Source organism: Polaromonas sp. (assembly GCF_030689685.1).
GTDB lineage: Bacteria > Pseudomonadota > Gammaproteobacteria > Burkholderiales > Burkholderiaceae_C > Polaromonas.
This window is the reverse complement of sequence record NZ_JAUYEY010000027.1, coordinates 87,639-106,983: the sequence shown is the minus strand read 5'-3', so window position 1 is coordinate 106,983 and position 19,345 is coordinate 87,639. Positions and strand designations below refer to the sequence as shown.

Here is a 19,345-nt window from a genome sequence, read left to right as displayed (position 1 = left end):
GGGGGAAGGTTGGGATGGGGGCTTTCGGCGTGGGCAAACAGGTGCTGATGGTTGAGGCTGCTGGCCCCCATCCCTGCCTTCCCCCAGCGGGGGAAGGAGCCAGAAAGTGCAGGCTCCAGCATCATGCCCTCAGCGCCTTCTCCGCCCGGTATTCCTCAATCGTCAAGTTGCGCAACTTCGAATCCCTGCCTTCGTCGTTTTGCACAAAACCCACGGTGGAAACAAAGGGCTCAATGATGTGTATTTTTTGCAGAGGCGTGACGATCAGCAACTGCAGGTTGAGCTTTTCAAACAGCTCCAGCCCGTATTGCGCTGACTCGTCTGAGCCTCGGCCAAAGGCTTCATCAATCACCACAAAGCGAAAGCTGCGGGCGCGCTGGCCATCGGCGTCGGCACCACCCGCCGTCCAGTCCAAGCCAAACTGGTAGGCCAGGCTGGCCGCCAAAATGGTGTAGGCGAGTTTTTCTTTTTGCCCGCCGGATTTGCCGCCGGAGTCAGAATAATGCTCGTGTTCGCGGCCATCCTCGTGCCAACACTCGCTTGCGGCAAACACAAACCAGTTGCGCACATCGGTGACTTTGGCGGTCCAGCGGCGGTCCTGGTCTGTTTGCCCGGTGCGCCCGCGCAGGCGCTCGATGATGGCCTTGACCTGCAAAAACTTGGCCTCGGAGTATTGGCCGTCTTCTGCTGATGGAGCGCCTGTTACATCGCCCGATAAAGAGCCATCCAGGCAGGCCCGCAACTCGGTTTGAAAGTCACGCACTTCAACATCCAGGGCTTTTTGCGCTTGCAGCACGATAAAGCGGCCAGGGTTGTAGTCGATCTGCGCCAGTGACTGGTTGATGCGGTCAATGCGCTCTTTGATGAGGTCGCTTTCCATGCGCAACTGCGTGCTGAAATTGGCCAGCTCGCGGATGGTGTTGACTTTGAGCAGCTCCTGAAATTTCGCTTCAAAACGCGGCAAGTCGTCCAGCGCCAGCTGGTTCAAGAGCTTGCGGTATTCGCCAGCCGCCTCAATGGCCACGTCCATCTCGCGCGTCTCCAGCGGAAACTCACTGGAGAAATTGCTCATGGCGGCGCTGATCTTGCCCAGCAAGCGGTTGGCCCGCAGCGTCTCGGCATCCATCGAGCGTTGCAGGCTGTCGCGCAGGTCGCTCTCCACCGGACCGCAAAGCTCTACCGTCAGCGTTTGACCCGTGGCTGATTCGGTTTGCAACTGCGCAAGGCGCTCAAGCACCGCTGGTGAAACAGCTTGGGCATCCAGCTGCGTAACGGTTTGCACCGTGTGCTCACGCAGCGTTTGTGCCTCGTCAATTTTTTGCTCGGTCCTGGCTCGGCGCTCTATTTGTTCCTGTAATTTTTTCTCAGTCGCCGCCAAGATTTTCTCAAGCGATTCCAGACGCTCGGTCAACGTTTTCAAAACGTCCGATGCGGCCTTGATTTGCTCCAGCTCTTGACGAAGGCGGGCTATTTCCAGGGCCAGGCTGGGCCAGTCCAGCTCGCGATAGTCCTGAAATTCGACGATCTTGTCGAGGGCAGAAAGCTGGCTGTCGATGGCGCGCTTTTCCGCTTCACAAGCTGAGATCAGCCCGCCAATTCGCCCCAACTTGTCCTCCAGCAGCCTGGCCTTGACTTGTAATGCGCCAAGCTTATTGGCATTGCTCCAGCCCAGCACATAGCGGCTGCGGTCCTCAATGTGATGACGGTCGTCTTTTTCATGGCGCAGTGTGCTTTTGATTTGTCCGCTGCGCGTGATTGCCTTGTCCTCGCGCCGGAACTGCTCTTGCGTGCTGCAGCAGGCCAGATCGAACCGCTCATGAACCGCACGGTCAAGCCAATTGTAAAAAGCCGAATCGGGTTTGACGGTGATCTTGCGCACCAGCGAATCCGGGTGAAGGCCAGGCAAACCGCCGCGCACAGCCTGCGGCACCTTGAAGTACACCAGGCGCCCTTTCAAATGGGTGTTGTTCACCCACTCGGCCACCTTCGCGTATTGCGCTTCAGGCACCAGCAGCGACAAGCCAAAGTTGTGCATCAGGCGCTCTATCGCGCCCTCCCAGTCACGCTCGGCCTCGCGCACCTCAATGAGTTCGCCCGCAAAAGGCATGGACGCCTCGGTGTAACCCGTGGCCTGGCACAGCGCGGCGCGGATGGCAATTTGCTGCGTGTCGATGTTGCTGCGGCGGCTTTTGAGGCTGGCAATTTCCCCGGCGAGCAGCTTGTGCTCGTCATTGCCCTGGCGAAAGTCCGCGCTTTTCTCAATCCAGTCGTTTTGCACGGCGGCGCTGCGGTCTTGCTCTTCAATGCGTTTTTGTGTGCAGGTTTGCTGCTGCACCAGCAAGTCTTCCATGCTGCTGACCTGTAGCAAGCCCAGCTGTTTGCGCAGCTCATCGTAGCGCGCTGCCTTGCCTTTGCGGATGTCGGCCTCGCGCTGCTGGCGGTCCATATCCGCTTCAATCTGGGCGATCCGGTCGCCGCCGTTGCGGGCAATGGCATCACGCTGCTCGCGCATCTGGAGTTGTTGCTCCGATCTGAGCCGCTCCAGTTTTTCTTCCTTTCCGCTTTCAGTTTCCAGGGTATCGGCCAGGGTCTGCAGGCGAACGTCGAGCAAGCCCAGCTTCAATCCGGCAAAGTAAGGCCGCAAGGCTTCGCGCGCATCGCGCAGGGCTTCAATACTGGCCAGCAATTGTGCGTGTTTGTCGCAATCCGCCACCAGCGGCGTCAACAGCTCAAGCTGGCGTTTGGCCTTGAGTACAGCGGCGTGGGCGCGGTTCAAGTCGTCAAAATGGGCAATCAGGCCATTGATGCGGGGCTGCACATCAAAAGGCTCCAGCATGTGGTGGCGCACAAAGTCAGTCAAATTGCCGACTGACTTCATCGAGACGGTCTGGTGAAACAGCTCCAGCGCCTGCTCGCCGTCAATGCCAAAGCGGCGGCGAAACTCGGCCCCATAGCCTGGAAAGGTGTCAAACAACTCCGCGCCGCCCTTGCGCAGGCGCGCGCGCAAGGCCGTCACCGTCGTTCCAATGTTTGAAAAGTCAGTGGCAATACCCAGGCGTTTGTCTGCCACCGCATAAAACCGCTCGGGCTGGCCCAGACCGTCCTTTAGCCAAAACACCTGCACCAGCGAAACCGTTTGCTTCAAACTCGCGTTGTGAAAGACACCCAAAATCACCGAGTAGGAGCTGGCATCGCGCAGGGCCACGGGCTTGGCATGGCCACTGGCCTCGTTGCGCTCAGACTTGAAGTGCCCCAGCACGTAAGAGCGCAAAGTGCGTTCCCTGGCATCGGCCCCGGCGGCCTTGTTGTAGGCGATGCGCTGGGTCGGCACCAGCAGCGTGGTGACGGCATCAACCAGCGTGGACTTGCCTGAGCCGATGTCACCTGTGAGCAGCCCGTTGCGGCCATCCAGGTTGAGTGCCCAGACGCGCTTGTCAAAGGTGCCCCAGTTGAGAACTTCAAGGTGCATGAGACGAAAGCCGGCCAGGGGTTCCCCCTCACCCCCGCCCTCTCCCGCAAGCGGGAGATGGAGTAGTTCAGAAGCGGATTCCGCCGCAAACCAATCAGGACTATTCATCAGCATCTTCCGTTTGCGGCATTAACAACTGCGCCTGATACAGCGCCAGGCGCTGGTCAAAATCGGCCAGCCATTGCGCATCGACAAAAGCTTTCAAAATGCGCCGCACTTCATACATGGCCTCTTGCCCGCCAGCCGATGGCTTGAGACGACGCACAAAACCCAACTCCACAACCTTGTTCAGGTGCGCATCGACGTTGTCAATCAGGCGTGATTCATTGGAGCCAGCAGGTAAAAAGACGCGAATCAGCTCGACCACGGCATCGCGGGACAAAATCAGCCGCGTATCACCCCCGCTGGCATCAAACTCGGCAAGCTTTTTACGCAGCAAGGCCAAAAGCACGCTGACATGAAAGGTCAAAGGCTGGCGGCGCACCAGGCGCGGAAGCTTGGGGCTTTCGTCGTCTTCGGGTTCTGGGCGGGACCGCAAAAAGGCATAACCCTCGGCTTCGTCAAGCACCAGTTCCAGCGCCAACACCGACGTGTAATCTCGCACCCGGCTTTGCAGCTTGAGCAGCGCTTGCCAGAGCGTTGCATCGTCTTCACGGTAGAGCACGCCTTTAAGCAAGGGCACGACCAGCGCTGTCAAGTCGTACTGGGGAGCGGCTGGCGGCGCATCTGACGGCACGGCATTCGGGTCTGCCTCGGGTTGCAGGTCCATCGTCAAGTCCTCACAAAAATAACGCGCTGTAGCTTCGCGCTGCGAAGGACACCATCGGCAGCCGTCCAGCGCACGGTTTCAAGCGTGTCCTCATCGATGACGGATTGTGCGGGCGCACTGGCCAGTTGAAGGTAGGCCACCAGTTCACCCAGGCCCTGCTGCAAGGGCCGGGCCTGCAGCAGCTCGCCCAGGCTGATCTGCGCGCGGGTTTGCAGCGACTGGCGGATGTGGCTGGCCAGTGCCGCCTTGTCCACCCTGACCTGAGAAAACAAGGCGTCTGCATCGACATCGGCGTCCCCCGTTTCAAGCTTCACATTGCTCAGGATTGTTTTGACCGGCACGCTGTACAGGGGCCGCTCCATGGGCAACTCGACGCGGGGGCCGAGCGCGTTGACGCTGTGGACGAGACCCTGCGGTGGCGCATCGCGCAGGCTCAAAGCTTTGGCTTCAATGCCGCGCAGCAAGTCCATGATGCGCCGGTTTTCAAGCCAGGCCTGGTCGTCTAAAAAGCGCCGCAATTGCTGCGACAGCAGGGCCACCGTGCGCTGCGCGTGTTCGCCGGCCTGCAGCCAGTCGTAGTGCACCCGCCGCAGGCGCTTGTCGGGCGACATGGCAGCGACGGGCGGCAAAGCCAGCACACGCTCAAGCAGCGCGGTCAGCTCTTCCTGGCGCGACTGCGACATTAAAAAATCCCAGAAAGCCTGAAAGCTTTTGCCTTGATCAGAATCGCTGATGGCATCGCGCTCTCCGAGGATGCTTTCGAGCAAGGCGCCACGGCCCTGCGCAGCATCCGCCTGATGACGGCCATCCCAGAGCGCAATGCGCTCACGCACCCGGCGATCCAGCGTGCGAAAGTTTTGCTCCACTTCCCTGAAGTCGCCAAGCAGCTCTTTGGCCAGCCGGTCGAATTGCTGAAAGCGGTCCTTGACTGCGGTGTCATCCAGCAGCGGCATGTTGCCGCTCAGCACAAGCGCGATCTCGGCGTCAATGTCATCCTTGCGTTTGTGCAGCTCGGCCAGGCGCGTCTCCGGGTTGGTGTCGCTGCCTTCGCTGATTTGTTTGAGCAGCTCAAACAGCATCAAAAGCCGTGACTCGGTTCCGACAAAAGCACGGTCAGACAGATTGACGAGCCAGGCCAGTGCGCGCTCGGTGGCCGGGGTGAGGTCAAAATGCGGCTCATCAGAGCCCGGCGGGTAAAACTTGCGCAGCCAGGCTTTTTCATTGGCGGCCCAATCGTTCAGGTACTCCAGCGCCGACTTGGGAAATTTCGGAGTGGCCTTCTCGAAGGCCAGCTCATGAATGGCATACAGCGTGTCGTTCAGCGCCTCGACCAGGGCAGCCTGCGCCATCACGCGCACGTTGGGCGCAACAAAGGCCCGGTGCAAAAAGCTGGCCACCAAAGGCGCATGTTCAGCTGCCAGCAAGCGCCAGGCGGGATGTTGGCGGCGCAGCAGGTCCAGCGTGTGGTAATCGAGCGGCATAAAAAGTCAGGGCCTGGAAGCCGCCAGTGCGCGCTTGAAGACATCTGTCATCAAAAACAAACTCAAGCTTCTGTCAGGAAAACTCTGAAAACCGTAACGCGCATAGAAGCTGGCAGCTGCTTTGTTTTGGGCATCCACCACAACAGCAAACAAACCGATTTTTTCAGCGGTTGATGCGGCCAGATGCATGGCATGGCGCAACAAGGCGACGCCTATGCCCTTGCCCTGTGCGCGCAAATCAACGCCCAAGCGGCCAATACGAACAACCGGCACGGGATAGCGCGGCAAACGCAACGCAGCGGGCCAATTTTCAAAGTCGATGGAAGCCGAGCTGATGGCGTAAAAGCCCCGTATTTGCGCTTCGCCTTGCTCGACGGCCACATAAGTGCGGTTGAAGTCTTTATCAGCATGCTGGCGGGCCAGACGCTGCAAAAAATGGTTGAGTGCCGCCTCGCCGCAGTCAAAGTCGTTGCGGTCATGGTGACGCTCCAGCGCGGAGATGACAAGCGTCATGTCCTTGCGCGCATTAATGCAATGAGAGCTGGCGTGGGTTCAGGCGGGTTGTCCAGTGCGTCCAGGAAAGCGTCGCGATCCCGGTCTGACAAGGTGATTACTTCCTGTTGGGTGACAACACGGCTCGCCGCTTCATAAGCGTTTTGCAACATGAAACTGGAAACCGTGGAACCCATGATGGCGGCAGCCCGCTCGATCAGCGCTTTGGCTTCCGGGCTGGTTCGAAGGTTGATTCTGGCGGATTCGGCTGCAGGGGTGGTGGAAGGCATAACTTGCTCTTTTTCGAAAATTGTACGTCAATTTGACACACAAAATCGGATACATCATTCGCATCGGATTCTTCAGTCTTCAATGCCGCGCTGCGCCGGAAAGCCCGATGAATCCAAGAGTGCCGCGAATTTTTCGCCAATTTCCTCTGCGATTTTTGCCTTGTCGCGCAGCATCAAATAATCCCAGCGCCCATAGCGCCCGTCCTGATTCACGGCAGAAACCCAACGCAGCGCAGCCGCGTGTTTTTCAGCCAGTCGGTCGTCATACCCTTTTGTTTCCACAATCACGTGCCGATCAGCCGGGGCGCTGAGTTGCACCACAAAATCAGGCAAATAGTCATGGCCTTGCCCAGCATGAAGATAGGGTATGGCAAACCCCAGGCCACTGTTTTTCACAAAACTGCGAACTGCCGGATGCGTGTCCAGCGCATAGGCTGCAACGCGCTCCCATTGGGAATCAGGCACCACATAGTTGACATGGCTTTTGGCCACCGCATAGGGCTCTTTGCGGGTGACGTACTCCACCTCCGCGGTGGTGCCCGGGCCACGATGGCGCTCCACCCGAATGCCCTCGTGCCCGCCTTGGGCTGGGGAGATGCTTGCCAATAAGCGTTCAAACATCAGCCCGTAGTAGGGAGCCGAAAACACGTCCTCAAGCGCTGCGGGCTGATGCGCCTCGACTTTGGTTGCTACGAATTGGCCTATCAGTTTCACAAACTGCGGATAAAGCCGACCCGGATGAATTAACGATGTGGCCTCATCGGCTTGACCCATGTACACCTTGACCAATTCCCTGGCAGCCTCGGCCACCCGCGACTGCATACGCCGCCCAGCGCGATATTGCGCAAGACTTGCCATATCCAGCCGACCGGGTCCATACAAGGTAGGCCGACCATCATTGGTGGCAAAACCCGCCTTCATTTGCACCTCGGGCGGAATCTGTGTGGGATCAATCACCAGTGCTTCTACACGGCTCCAGTCCACTTGAACATCACTACTCGGCTCAAACACAAAACCCTCTACCCGCGGGAACCGAATCTCCAGATCAGCCCGCTCGGGCAGCGCCCTGACACGCCAGGTTTTAACCGGCGGCTTGGGCGCGCCGCCTTGAGTCGCCTTGAAGGGAACGACCTGAAACGGTACGCCAAACACCTGGGCTATTTCTTCGCCCAACCGCTCGTTTTCTCCCTCGCCGTCTGTTTCGTAGCTGGCACGCCGCAGACCGCGTCCCACTACCTGCTCGCAAAGCAGTTGCGACATGAAAGGACGCAACCCCACAATGTGGGTCACCGTGTTGCAGTCCCAGCCCTCAGTGAGCATGCCAACACTGACAATGGCGCGCACATCACGGCCCGGCGGGTGCAAGGCCTTGCCCAGCTTTTCGGCCAACGCCACAAAACCTTCCGGGTAAAGCGGGCTGCCCTGTGCATCAGAAGGCCAGTCCAGGCGACCCACCGTGTCCAGCGTGTGGCGCATCCATGCGTTCAAATCAGACTTGGCATCACCCGAATCGGTTTCTGACACCACGTTGGAATCAACCCGAATTGTGTTGATGACTCCATTTTGGTTGCGAAAATCCGGCAGTCCTGCAGAGGGAATGCCCGGTGGCGGATTGTCGTCGGCCAGCCAGTCGAACACCACCTTGGCCAGCTTCGTGTTTTTACACACCAAAATGAAAACCGGCGGCCTAGGGTCAGTACCGGCCTCCTTCCAGTCGCGTGCCACCTGCTGCCACAAGCCTCCCAGCATAACGATGGGTGTGTATGCGTAACGCAAAATGGCTTCCGGCTTGGCAGCACTTTTTTTGCCACCACGCTCAGACGCCTTTAACTGCGGCAATATCCAGCGCCAGATATTGAAGTAGCCCGGAATAGACTGCCCCGACATATCGCGCACCGCAAACTGCGGAATCTTGGTCAAGCCCGACTCAATGGCTTCCATCAGATCAAAACTAGACACCACCCATGGAAATGGCCGGTTTGCCTGCTCACCCACACGCCCTAAAAAATAGGGCGTAGCCGAAAAGTCTATGCAGGTATTGATACCCACCTGTTTGTGCATACGGTCCAGTCCCTCGACCCAAACCGTGGCCTCTTTGTAATAGTCCTCAAAGCCTTCGTCGTCGGCTTCCTCAAACTCGTCAGGCTCTTCCGAACGAATACGGTAGGCATGATGTGCCTCATCGTTGAGCACCAGCACATTGGCGCGTCGCCCCGACTTTATGCCCAGCACACGCTCCAGCCAGGCAGCATCAGACTCCACATAACGCGTGCTGGCCACCTGGGCCCGCACCAGTGAGCCGCTTGCATCAAGTTCTTCCTTCAGCACTTCCAGCAGGCCTGCTGCCACCTGACGCTGATAATCAGGAAGCGACAGATAGCGCGTGCCCCTGGCGGTGGTGGTTTTATCGCCAATGCGAATGCTCTCCATCACATTGACTTCGCGCCCGGTGCGCACTACTTTGGCAGCTGTTCCGCCTACCTTGTTGGCATCGTGCAGGGCAAACACATGCCAGTTCATCACCAGCACCCGGCCCTGCGACAACGGCCCCATCAGATGCGCAGGCACCAGGTCGCGGCTGCGGTACAAACTGGCTTCGCCACGGGCTGGGTCCAGCTCTGCCAGGCGGCTGCGAATCGTCACATTGGGGCAGACCACAACCACCGTATTGGAGAACAGGCGCGCCCGGCTGCGGTCATGTCCACCGGCTTGCCGATTCAAAATGCTCCAGGCCACCAACATACCCATGACCGTGGTTTTGCCGCTGCCAGTGGCCATCTTGCAGGCATAGCGCTGAAAGGCTTGAATGCCTTCGGCCTTTTGTTTGTCGGAGGGCTCGTCCGTCGGGACATGAATGCCCTGCAGAAAATCAGCCCGCGCCTCGGTTAAAAAAATCACTGTTTGCGCCGCTTCCCTTTGCGCAAAGAAAAGGCGCTTTTCACGCCCCTCACGTTCCCAGTAGGCCAACAGCTCCAGTGTGATTTTGGACGCACCAGGGTAGCCTGCCGCGCGCCACTCCGCCAGGCGGCTGCGTATGCGTGAGACCAGCAACAGCTCAATCTGGTAGCCCACATCCTCTTCCATGCCCTCTTTAGACACCTCGTAGCTGGGAGGCCGGTAAAAGTAAACCGGCTTGCGGCGTTCTTGAGCCAGCACTGGCGGCGTGCCTTCTTCAATCTGCCAATGCCGGAGTGGCGCCAAAAAGGGCGAATTGGCGATGGGGCTTTCGACCTGGAAGTCAAACATTCGCGACTCCAAGCACCCCAAAAGCCTGTTTGATCTGGTTCAAGCGCTCGATGATTTCGGGGTGAATTTCTTCTGGTTTGAACTGAGCGGCGATCTCAAAGTAGTCGCGTTTTGGCGCATCCAGCCCCGCTGCCACCATCAGTTCTGGCAGCAAGGTTTTACTCAATGGTTCGCTTTGAAAATAACTTTTCACCAAAGGATCTGATTCATCTTTTCCCGCAATGAAAGCAAGTCTCTTCTGCAGTTCAGCCACCGCAATGGCTGCGGCATCAACCCCGCCCAGCCGTTTTTCAAAAAAGCGTTGCAGCGGCCCCTCAAGCAGCAAATAGCTTTCAATTTCATAGCGGCGCCAGCGCAGGCGCTGTAGGCTGTCGGCCGTACCCGTGATGGAATCCGGTGCTTTGTTTTTTTGGTTATCGCCGTCCAACAACTCCAGCGCTGGCAAGTCACTGCGAACAAGTTTGAGCATGTCCCAATGTTTTTGTGGACTGAATTCTCCCAAACCGTCGGGTAAAGGCGCCTTGGATGACTTGGTTACCAACTCCCTTGTCAAAAGCTTCAACGCTGCGGCGTCATTTAGCACGCGGGCAAAGGCTTCGAGAATATCAATATCGGTAAAGTCCTCGGTATATAGAACACCTTTGGCACCCTCAGCTTCCAAAATGTCGCTGTGAGTCAGGGCGCCGAATGAGGTCGTTAATTGCGCACGCTCCAGGTCGCTTTGAATTAACCGGGGGACACCGTACATGAGATACAGCTCACGCGAGTCGATGTTATTGACGATCATTTCGGAGTGCGTAGCTACGAACAGTTGCGCTTGCCTACTTGCCGCGATTGAGCGCAGTTCGCCGTAAATACTGCGCTGAAGCATCATGTGCAAGTGAGCATCAGGCTCGTCTATCAGCAACACCGCATGAGTTCCATCGGCCCGCTTTGACTGCGTGAGCAGCAGCGTCAACAACAGCAAGACCTGCAAAAAACCACTGCCTGCGCTTGCCACATCAAAAAAAGGCGCGTCTGCCGCATTGCCCTGCCGGTATTCGCATAACAGCTCGGCGCCACTTTTAGGTGTTTCCAGCCGACATGAGAACAGCCTTTGCATCGTCGCATTCAAGGTGCGCCAGGCTGCCTCGTCCTGGTGCGCGATGTAGAGCAAATTGCGCAGCACCTCGCCAGGGCGACCTTGAGCCAGAGCGGAATCAATGGCTTCTTGGTCGGCCAGGCGTTGCTCGGATCTCGACAAGCCCGACATGGCCGGGATAAATGTGGTCTGAAACCGAAGTGCGGATTTTCTCAAGATGGTCGCGTTGAGCGCGGCATCATTTTTAGGCCGAACGCTGATAGACCCGGCGCTTTGATAAAAAAATTCCAGCGTAACAAGAGGCAATCCATCGACCTGCACACCAATCTCAAACGACTGCTTCCTCTTTCTATTTTTCCATAACAAGTCAAACGAACGCACGGCTACGGGTGAGAAGTTAAGACGCTCCAGTTCCTGCCACGGGTAGCCATTAACGCGGGGATTAAAATCATTCAACTCCAGCCACTTCCTAAAGCCCAGTTCCCAGGCCGCAATTGCCTGCAACAGCGTTGTTTTACCGGTATTGTTCGGCCCAGCCAGAACCACATGGCCAGGAATGGGGAACTCAACGTTGCCAAACAGCTTGAAGTCTTTGAGTGTGACTAGCCGAATCATTGCGCACCCTCCAGCTTCTTCACCACCATCAGCTCATTGCCCCGGTCGTCAATCACCTTCACCGCAATCTGCCGGTGCTGGCCCACGTTAAACGGTGTGGACGTATCGCCCGCCAGATGCGCCCATACTGACTCGTCAAAGTCGGCCTTCAGCGCACGCTTGAGGTTGTCCCAGGCCTGCGTGCGCGGAAAAAACGCCTGACAAACGCGAAACACCAGGCCGTTGTAGTCGGTGTCCAAAAACCAGGCCGGCACGTCCAGGCCGCTGCGGGTGTCCAGGTCCATCGTCACCGGGTCAAACACATCCAGCCCGCGCAGCTGCACCTCGTAATAGCTTTGCCCCGCGATGCCGCCCTCGGGCGTGGCGATGGTACGCACCGCCACGTCGGGCTGGCCGCAGACCGAAAAGATTTGCGACGAGCGCATGTTTTTCAGCAGGTCGCCCATCAGGATGTCAGGCGTGGCTTGCACATAGGTGGTGGGCATGCCCATGGCCGAATATTCGCCAATCGACTGGCGCGCCTTGGGCTCAATGGCAAAGCCAATCACGTACAGATGCGTAAACGCCTTGGCCGTGGCCTCTTGCCAGGCCTGCAGCACCGCCACCTCGGCCACCGGGCCGTATTCAGGGCCAAACATCAGCGCCACGGGCTCACCTTGTTGCAATGCCAGGCCGCCATTGGCTGCATCCGCATCTTCCAGCGCACCCGCCATGCCTTCAGATGAGCTGACCATGGCCTCAGCCGCCAGAAACAGCGTTTTTGCCGGGCGACGAATGCCTGAGAGCTGCACTGTTTTGCCGCCAGCCAGATGCAGCACCGGCGAAGACCGCAGCACCTCAATCATGCGGTCCACAAAGTCTTGCGCGTCTTGCCCCCCTGCCCGTCTTGACTCCCTCTCCCCCGCACCCGAATCTTCCCCATCAAAATTACTGGCCGTCGGAATCGTCGCCTCAAACACAAACGGGCCACAAACACGAGTGACACCGCTGTTGACCTCGGGCCGGTCTACCAGCACTTCGTATTTGGGTGGCTCATTGTTGGCTATTGAGCCCAGCGTGATGTGCGGCACGATGCCGCCCACATGCTCGCCTTTTTTGTTCTTCTTTTCTTTATAGACAAAGCCGCCCGCCGGGCCGCGGTGCGGTTCTTTCAAGTCCCAGTATTTGAAGGTGGCGGTCAGCAGGCGTTGCCGGGCCAGGGCCAGCGGCACACGCGAGGTGTCTATGGTGATCCAGCGCCGGCCCCAGCTTTCGGCGACTACGGCGGTGGTGCCGCTGCCGCAAGTAGGGTCTAGTACGAGGTCGCCGGGGTCGGTGGTCATCAGCATGCAGCGCTGAATCACAGCCGGGCTGGTTTGAACCGCATAAAGCAAACCCGTACCAATTTGCATTGAATCCCATCGATCATTTACAGGGATAACAGGAAAATCTTCAGCGTAACGTTTGTATCGAAGCCGAGTACCTTCAATTGACAAACGTCCATGCAATTCAAGTACATTGAGTCCCGCCTCGTTCGTCTTCCAATGGCTGTTTTTGGCACAGGCGTACTTTTTCCCGAGAAAGTTGTAGTCGAAGCTCCCACGCTCGGAAGCGCCATCGCTAAACAAACTAGTCAAGCGAAACCGACGACCTTCAGGCAACGGCTCCTCTCCGCGAATTTCGTTTGCAGTCAGGCGGCGAATCGAACCAGAAGGAATCTCAATTTGGTCGTAGCGATCAAGAGAGGTATCGCCTGCCTTTCGATGCTCATAGAGTTGGCGATATTTCACGCCCGCCTTATTTTTTGCGTACCAAATGAGGTAGTCGAGCGTTATACCCAGTAATTGCCCTGCCTGGCTTCCAGTCTTCTGTACTGCAATCACGGCGACAAAATTCTCCGCCCCAAACACCTCATCCATCACCTCCCGCACATGGTGCAAATTCTCATCCGAGATCTGCACAAACACCGAGCCGCTTTCCGCCAGCAGCTCGCGCGTCAGCAGCAGCCGGTCGCGCAGGTAAGTCAGGTAAGAATGCAGGCCCAGCTCCCAGGTGTCGCGGTAGGCTTTGACCATTTCGGGCTCGCGGGTCAGGCCCTCATCGTCGTTGTGGGTTACGTCGCGCTTGCGCACAAAGGGCTGAAAGTTGCTGCCAAACTTCACCCCATACGGCGGGTCAATGTAGGCCATCTGCACCTGACCGCCCATGTTTTCATAATGCAGCATCGAGTTCATCACCACCAGCGAATCGCCCAGCACCATGCGGTTTTGCCAGCCGTTGGGGTGCTCGTAAGCCTTCATCAGCTGCTCGGGCAGGCTGCGCTCGGGGTGGCCAAAAAACTCGTTCACCCAGTCGCCCTGGCTTGAGAGCTTGTGGCGCGACACCGAGTCCAGAATCGCCTGGGTGGACAGCCGCTCATGAATAAACATGGGCAGCGTGGGCACGTCAAAGCTCAAACGCTCGGCCTTGCCGGCCCAGTTCAAAAAAGGCCGGGACATGGATTTCAATGCTGCGGCGGCCTCTCGCCCCGCCCGCAGCGGCTCGTTTTGCAGCGTGGTCAGTTTGGCCCTGGTTTGCAGCAGCAGTGCGCTCAGCTCTGCGGCGCTTTGGCTGGGCTGCGCCGCAGCCAGCTGCGACTGGACATCAACCAGGGTGGCCTGCATGGCAGCCATGGCGGCCTGCAATGCCGCAATGCGCGCCTCGCCCTGCTCGCGGGCCGGGTTTTGTGCATCCCATTGCAGCTCGGGGGCCAGCGACGAGTCGTAGCGCCAGGTGGCGGCAGGCTTTTTCTTTTTAAAACGGGTTTGCGCGCCTGCCTCGGGGCGAATGATGGCCTTGGCCTCGCTGTGCTGGTACGAGGCAGTGGTCGCTAGGCTTGATTTGGCCTTTGAGTTGGGGCTGCTAGCGGGTTTGCGGGTTGCCATGGAATGCCTTGTTTGGTCTTTTTTTGCGAGTACCTGCGTTTATACCGTGTCCAGGGCCGCCAGCGCCTGTTCTACCCAGCCAAAACCAATACATTCAAACCGATTGCGCGCAGGATAGTGCGGGGCATCTGATCGAGAGTCGTGCAGCCGAGGTCATGGACCAAGGCCCAATACTGTTCGCTTGCGAGAATTTGTCATTGCGGGCAGAGCCTGGCCCGGACTTGATCCGGGCACCCGCAATCCATGGATCCCGGATCGAGTCCGGGATGACAAGTCGGGGACAATGCCTTAAGCGAACAGTATTGGATCAAGGCCTGAATTCCGGTCTTCGAACCGGCCAAAAACCTGAGAAAGACCAAAAATACACATCAAATCGGCCTCCAGCCCTTTAGATACATGCGTAGGCAGCTACCAAATTAATAGCGCTTGACTGACAAGCAAGCAGCAACTACCCATCCGTCAAGCACCCTTCGCGGCTATACGTAGCTGGCCGCACGGCGAAAAATCAGTTGGCAGAAGCTGCCAACTGGCCCCAACGGTCTTCAAACACCATGTCGGCCAGCGCAGAGCGGCTCGCCCATTTTTCAGCTTGCAGCATGGGCTGCCCGTAAAACGCCGGGACCGGGCCCAGGCACAAAACGGCAATCGGTTCGGCGCCGGCTGGCATCTGCAACAGCGCACCGACGGCAGCCGGATCAAACAGCGATACCCAGCCCATCCCCAGCCCTTCGGCGCGGGCCGCCAGCCATAGGTTCTGGATGGCACAGGCGGCGGAGGCCAGATCCATCTGCGGCAGCGTACGGCGGCCGAACACATGTTTCTCGCGCCCCGGCGGCAGGGCAACCACCAGTACCTCGGCCGCGTCGAGCACGCCCTGCACCTTGAGCTTCATGAACTCGCCTTCGCGCTCGCCCAAAGCACGCGCCGTCAGCACCCGTTCCTGCTCTATCAGTGCATGCAGTTCCTCGCGCAGCGGCTGGCTGGACACGCGGATAAAACGCCAGGGCTGCATCAGGCCCACACTGGGCGCGTGGTGCGCGGCAGACAGCAGCCGCTGCAGCACGTCGTCAGCCACCGTGCCTCCGCTGAAGTGGCGCATGTCGCGCCGCTCGTAAATAGCGCGGTACACCGCCTGTTGCTCGGCGGCGCTGAAGGCGTGGGGTTCTGTGGATATGCTCACTATGCGTTCCTAATCTTCTATTCCACGCTGCGCGGGAATGCCAGCGTTGAACGCATGCTTGATCTTGGTCATCTCGGTCACGGTGTCAGCCAGCTCAATGATCTCGGGCGGGCAGCGCCGGCCGGTGATCACCACATGCACATGCGTAGGGCGGTCGAACAGCGTCTGCACCACTTCTTCAACGCCGCCGAGGGGTTCCATCCAGCCGTAAATCAGCGGGTAGGTGAACTCGTCGAGCACCACCATGAAGTACTCGCCGCTTTGAATCGCCGCTTTGGCTTTCAGCCAGCCATCGCGGGCGAGCTGGCCGGAGCGCTCCAGGTCCTGGCTCTTCCAGCTAAAGCCGTCGCCCAGGCCTTCAATCGGTATGCCGAGCTGCTCAAACATGCGGTGCTCGCCGAAACGCGCGCTGGGCACTTTCATGAACTGGAAAATCTTCACGGCTTTGCCATGCACATGGTGGCGGCCATGGGCGCGCAGGGCCAGGCCAAACGCCGCAGTGCTCTTGCCCTTGCCATCGCCGGTGTTGACGATGAGCAGGCCTCGGCGTTCGCCTTCGGGTTTGTCATAGGGTTTTTCAGACAGAGGGGATTCAATTTGCATCAGGATTTACGATTCATGGTGGACCGGTTCAAGGGCATGATGGCAGCGCGCTACAGGTCGAAAATCCGGACTGAGCCGGACCGTTTCGCCAATGATCAACAAGCCCGGTCGCGGCCCATACAAAGGCGCCTGCGCCACCAGCGCATGCAGTTCGGTCGCCACCACCTGCTGGGAGGGTCGGGTTCCGTCGCTCACGATGGCGGCAGGCGTGTCAGGCGACAGGCCGTGCGCGATGAGCTGGCGGGCAATCTGCGCCAGGCGCTGCACGCCCATGTAGAACACCCGCGTCTGCCCCGGCCTGGCCAACGCGGCCCAGTCCGGCGGTGCATTGCCGTCGGCCTCGTGACCGGTCAGGAAAACGCAGCTGTTTGAAAAGTCGCGGTGGGTCAGCGGAATACCCGCCGCCGCCGCGCAGCCACCCGCCGCCGTCACGCCGGGCACCACTTCGAAGGCAATACCGGCGGCCTGCAAAGCCTGCACTTCTTCGCCGCCACGGCCAAAGACGTAGGGGTCACCGCCCTTGAGCCGTACCACGCAGCGGCCGGCGCGCGCATGCTGCACCAGCAAGGCATGAATGCCCTCTTGCGGCACCGAATGGTTGCCCAGAGCCTTTCCGACATAGGTCCGCACGGCCGCCTGCGGGATCAGGGCCAGCACCTCGGGTGTGATCAACCGGTCGTGCACCACCACCTCAGCCCGCTGAATCCTGTCCAGCGCCCGCAAGGTCAGCAAATCAACCGCGCCCGGACCGGCCCCGACGATATAAACCATGCCCGCCACAGCGCGCAAAGGCTTGATGATGTCAGTCTGCATCATGCCCTTGCGGTCCCTGGTGAAAAATCAGGTCGGCAACCGGCTGCCCGCCCACCAGGTGTTGCTCGATGATGCGGTCCATGTTGGCGGGCGTGACGTTGTAGTACCAGGTGCCATCGGGCTGCACACACATGACTGGCCCTCCCTTGCAGGCGGCAAAGCAACTGACGCGGCTGCGCTTGACGCGAAGCTCGCCATCGTTGATGCCGGCCGCCTTGAACTTGTCGCCCAGGCTGTCGAACAGTTCCTGCGATGCACCATCCTGCGTGCAACGTGGGCCGGTACAGATCAACACATGGCGTTTGTAAGCGCCAATCCTGGGTTTGACGACCACCTCGCTCATGCTTCCGATTCCTCGGTGCTGGCAGCTTCCGGGGTGACTTCTACAATCGGCGCCGTCAAAACAGCCTCAATGTAGTCAGCGGGTAATTTGTGGCGCAAGGCCAATGCGCTGATGCTCTGCCCCTCAGCATGGTCGGCGCGCAGGTTTTCCATCCAGCCGAGCAGGCCGGTAGACAGTGAACGACCAGGCCTTTCACCCTCGCGGGTGCTGCCGTCGCCGTGCAATTCGTACTTGTTGGCATAACCGCGCGGCGTGACCATCAGGCCATGCCGCACAAAGGTGTTGCTGTTGCCAATCAGCACCGTGGTCAGCATGCCGATGTCGCACTCACTCATGTGCGCCAACGTGGTGAACTCGATGCGCTCGCGCCGGCGGTAAGCGGACTTGACCACCGCCACTGGCGTGTCGGGCTTGCGGTGACGCAAAAACAAGTGCTGTGCCTGGACAATCTGCTGCGTGCGACGCCCGCTCTTGGGGTTGTACAGCGCCACCACGAAATCGGCGGCGGCCACGGCATCGAGCCGGCGGGCAATCACCGGCCAGGGCGTGAGCAGGTCCGACAGGGAAATAGAGCAGAAATCGTGCGTCAGGGGCGCGCCCACCAGCGCCGCGCACGCATTGATGGCCGACGCGCCCGGCACCACCTCGACCTCGACACCCGAATCCGGCGTCCAGCCGGCCTGAAACAGCACTTCATAGGTCGGCCCGGCCATGCCGTACACCCCCGCATCACCCGATGAAATGAGGGCCACTTTTTTGCCTTCGCGCGCCCTTTCCAGCGCGTTGACGGCGCGGTCCAGTTCCTCGGTCATGCCTTTGCGGATGACTTCTTTGCCTTCCAGCAAATCAGCCACCAGCTTGATGTAAGTAACGTAGCCAACGACCACATCCGACTCGGCTATGGCCGCGCGTGCGCGGTGCGTCATGTGGTCATGGCTGCCGGGGCCAATGCCCACCAGCATGATCTTGCCGCCGCTCATGATGACACCTCAGCAGTCACAGGGGCAGGTGCCGCCGTGTCAAGCAAGGGGCTCAGCCAACGCGCCACCGCCACGGCGCACAAAGCCCCCAGCAGCAGGTATTGCAGGGCACTGGCTACAGCCGTCGCTACCGCAAAGCGGCTGGCCAAGGCCTGCAGTTGCACCGCAACTTCGGGGCTAAGACCCGCATACGGGCTGCCCGCGTGTTCTGGCGCGCCAATCGCAAAGGGCAAGACCAGCAGGGCAAGACCCAGCACACGCCATTTCGCCTTGATCAGAAACAGCATCGCCAGCCCGCCCGCGCCGCACAGCGCCGTACCGACCCACCAGAGCTGGCGCGCATGCAGCGCCGCTGACTGCATGCCCGGCAGCTCGGGAGGCAGCCCGAGTGCCGGCATGGCAAACAGACTCACCCAGGCAGCACCACCCCACAGCAACCCATGGCGCAACACGGCACCGTTACCGCGCTGCAGCGACAAAGGCTGGCCGCCGCGCTGGCGATTGACAAACGCCATCAATGGCATCAGCACCAGCGCAGTGCCGACGGCATTGAGCACGTTGGCGAGCACGGTGTAGGCGGTACGCTCCAGGCCGGTTTGCGGCTCCCACGCGCCATCGTGGCTGTGCGCTGCGCCGTCGGCGTGTGCGTGGTCCGAACCTGTGCTGCTTGCGGTAACCGGCGGGGCTGACTTTGCCGCTGCTTCAAACACTTCAGCAGCCAGAATCAGCGGCACCACCTGCCAGCGCTGCACCAGGCTGTCGATAAGGCCTGTCAGCAGGCCGACGAACAGCGCGCATAAAAACAATCGTCGAAAAAGCATAGGGTACTCCGGCTCAATGGCAGGGACGGCCATTGGCATGGCGCACATCATGAGCCGCGTTGTGCGCGACCGACGCTTCGCTGAAACCGACGGCATACAGCATGACCAGGCCAAGCAGCAGTGCGCCGCCCAGCTGCGCCAGCAGGGACACTCTGGATGTGACGTGCTGGCTGACTACGGCGGTAGTTACGGAAGCAGTTGAAGTGGAAGCGTTCATGAAAACTCCTTGGGTTAAAACTGAAGAAAAAAATAAAGCCAG

At 59.3% G+C, this 19,345-nt stretch carries 15 protein-coding genes; all 15 read right to left on the bottom strand.

Going from position 1 to position 19,345, the window contains the following annotated elements; translation table 11 throughout:
- Window positions 1-121: 121 nt before the first annotated feature.
- The 15 genes from Q8O29_RS07095 to Q8O29_RS07025 all read right to left on the bottom strand — a co-directional run bounded on the left by Q8O29_RS07095 (window position 122) and on the right by Q8O29_RS07025 (window position 19,303).
- Entirely contained in the window at window positions 122-3,469 is a 3,348-nt protein-coding gene (locus Q8O29_RS07095; protein ID WP_371134167.1) for an ATP-binding protein, read from the bottom strand.
- Between the two features lie 100 nt (window positions 3,470-3,569).
- The gene (locus Q8O29_RS07090) at window positions 3,570-4,238 is read right to left on the bottom strand and encodes a DUF4194 domain-containing protein (RefSeq protein ID WP_305561361.1); all 669 of its coding nucleotides are present in this window, start codon (window positions 4,236-4,238) and stop codon (window positions 3,570-3,572) included.
- A gap of 2 nt (window positions 4,239-4,240) precedes the next feature.
- Window positions 4,241-5,719, bottom strand: a complete 1,479-nt coding sequence (locus Q8O29_RS07085) for a DUF3375 domain-containing protein (protein ID WP_305561360.1) — start codon at window positions 5,717-5,719, stop codon at window positions 4,241-4,243.
- 6 nt (window positions 5,720-5,725) lie between these two features.
- On the bottom strand, window positions 5,726-6,232 hold the full coding sequence (locus Q8O29_RS07080) for a GNAT family N-acetyltransferase (protein ID WP_305561359.1): 507 nt from the start codon (window positions 6,230-6,232) through the stop codon (window positions 5,726-5,728).
- Window positions 6,229-6,501, bottom strand: a complete 273-nt coding sequence (locus Q8O29_RS07075) for a DUF1778 domain-containing protein (RefSeq protein WP_305561358.1) — start codon at window positions 6,499-6,501, stop codon at window positions 6,229-6,231. The genes Q8O29_RS07080 and Q8O29_RS07075 overlap by 4 nt, the downstream gene beginning before the upstream one ends.
- 72 nt (window positions 6,502-6,573) lie before the next feature.
- Window positions 6,574-9,747: a BPTD_3080 family restriction endonuclease gene (locus Q8O29_RS07070; protein ID WP_305561357.1), complete on the bottom strand. Its 3,174-nt coding sequence runs from the start codon at window positions 9,745-9,747 to the stop codon at window positions 6,574-6,576.
- Window positions 9,740-11,443 carry an ATP-dependent endonuclease gene (locus tag Q8O29_RS07065; protein WP_305561356.1) on the bottom strand — a complete coding sequence of 568 codons (1,704 nt, stop codon included), beginning with the start codon at window positions 11,441-11,443 and terminating at the stop codon, window positions 9,740-9,742. The genes Q8O29_RS07070 and Q8O29_RS07065 overlap by 8 nt, the downstream gene beginning before the upstream one ends.
- Entirely contained in the window at window positions 11,440-14,346 is a 2,907-nt protein-coding gene (locus tag Q8O29_RS07060) for a site-specific DNA-methyltransferase (protein ID WP_305561355.1), read from the bottom strand. The genes Q8O29_RS07065 and Q8O29_RS07060 overlap by 4 nt, the downstream gene beginning before the upstream one ends.
- Before the next feature lie 505 nt (window positions 14,347-14,851).
- Window positions 14,852-15,526, bottom strand: coding sequence for a 5,6-dimethylbenzimidazole synthase (bluB, locus tag Q8O29_RS07055; RefSeq protein WP_305561354.1), 675 nt, complete (start codon window positions 15,524-15,526; stop codon window positions 14,852-14,854).
- A 9-nt stretch (window positions 15,527-15,535) separates the two neighbouring features.
- Window positions 15,536-16,129, bottom strand: a complete 594-nt coding sequence (gene cobO, locus Q8O29_RS07050; protein WP_305561353.1) for a cob(I)yrinic acid a,c-diamide adenosyltransferase — start codon at window positions 16,127-16,129, stop codon at window positions 15,536-15,538.
- A 6-nt stretch (window positions 16,130-16,135) separates the two neighbouring features.
- Window positions 16,136-16,945 carry a uroporphyrinogen-III C-methyltransferase gene (cobA, locus tag Q8O29_RS07045; protein WP_305561352.1) on the bottom strand — a complete coding sequence of 270 codons (810 nt, stop codon included), beginning with the start codon at window positions 16,943-16,945 and terminating at the stop codon, window positions 16,136-16,138.
- Complete coding sequence (locus Q8O29_RS07040; RefSeq protein ID WP_305561351.1) at window positions 16,932-17,285, bottom strand: ferredoxin; 354 nt, start codon at window positions 17,283-17,285, stop codon at window positions 16,932-16,934. Before Q8O29_RS07040 ends, cobA begins: the two co-directional genes overlap by 14 nt.
- Window positions 17,282-18,265 carry a precorrin-3B C(17)-methyltransferase gene (gene cobJ / locus Q8O29_RS07035; protein ID WP_305561350.1) on the bottom strand — a complete coding sequence of 328 codons (984 nt, stop codon included), beginning with the start codon at window positions 18,263-18,265 and terminating at the stop codon, window positions 17,282-17,284. Before cobJ ends, Q8O29_RS07040 begins: the two co-directional genes overlap by 4 nt.
- Window positions 18,262-19,086, bottom strand: a complete 825-nt coding sequence (locus Q8O29_RS07030) for a CbtA family protein (protein ID WP_305561349.1) — start codon at window positions 19,084-19,086, stop codon at window positions 18,262-18,264. Before Q8O29_RS07030 ends, cobJ begins: the two co-directional genes overlap by 4 nt.
- 13 nt (window positions 19,087-19,099) lie before the next feature.
- On the bottom strand, window positions 19,100-19,303 hold the full coding sequence (locus Q8O29_RS07025; protein ID WP_305561348.1) for a CbtB domain-containing protein: 204 nt from the start codon (window positions 19,301-19,303) through the stop codon (window positions 19,100-19,102).
- Window positions 19,304-19,345 lie beyond the last annotated feature (42 nt).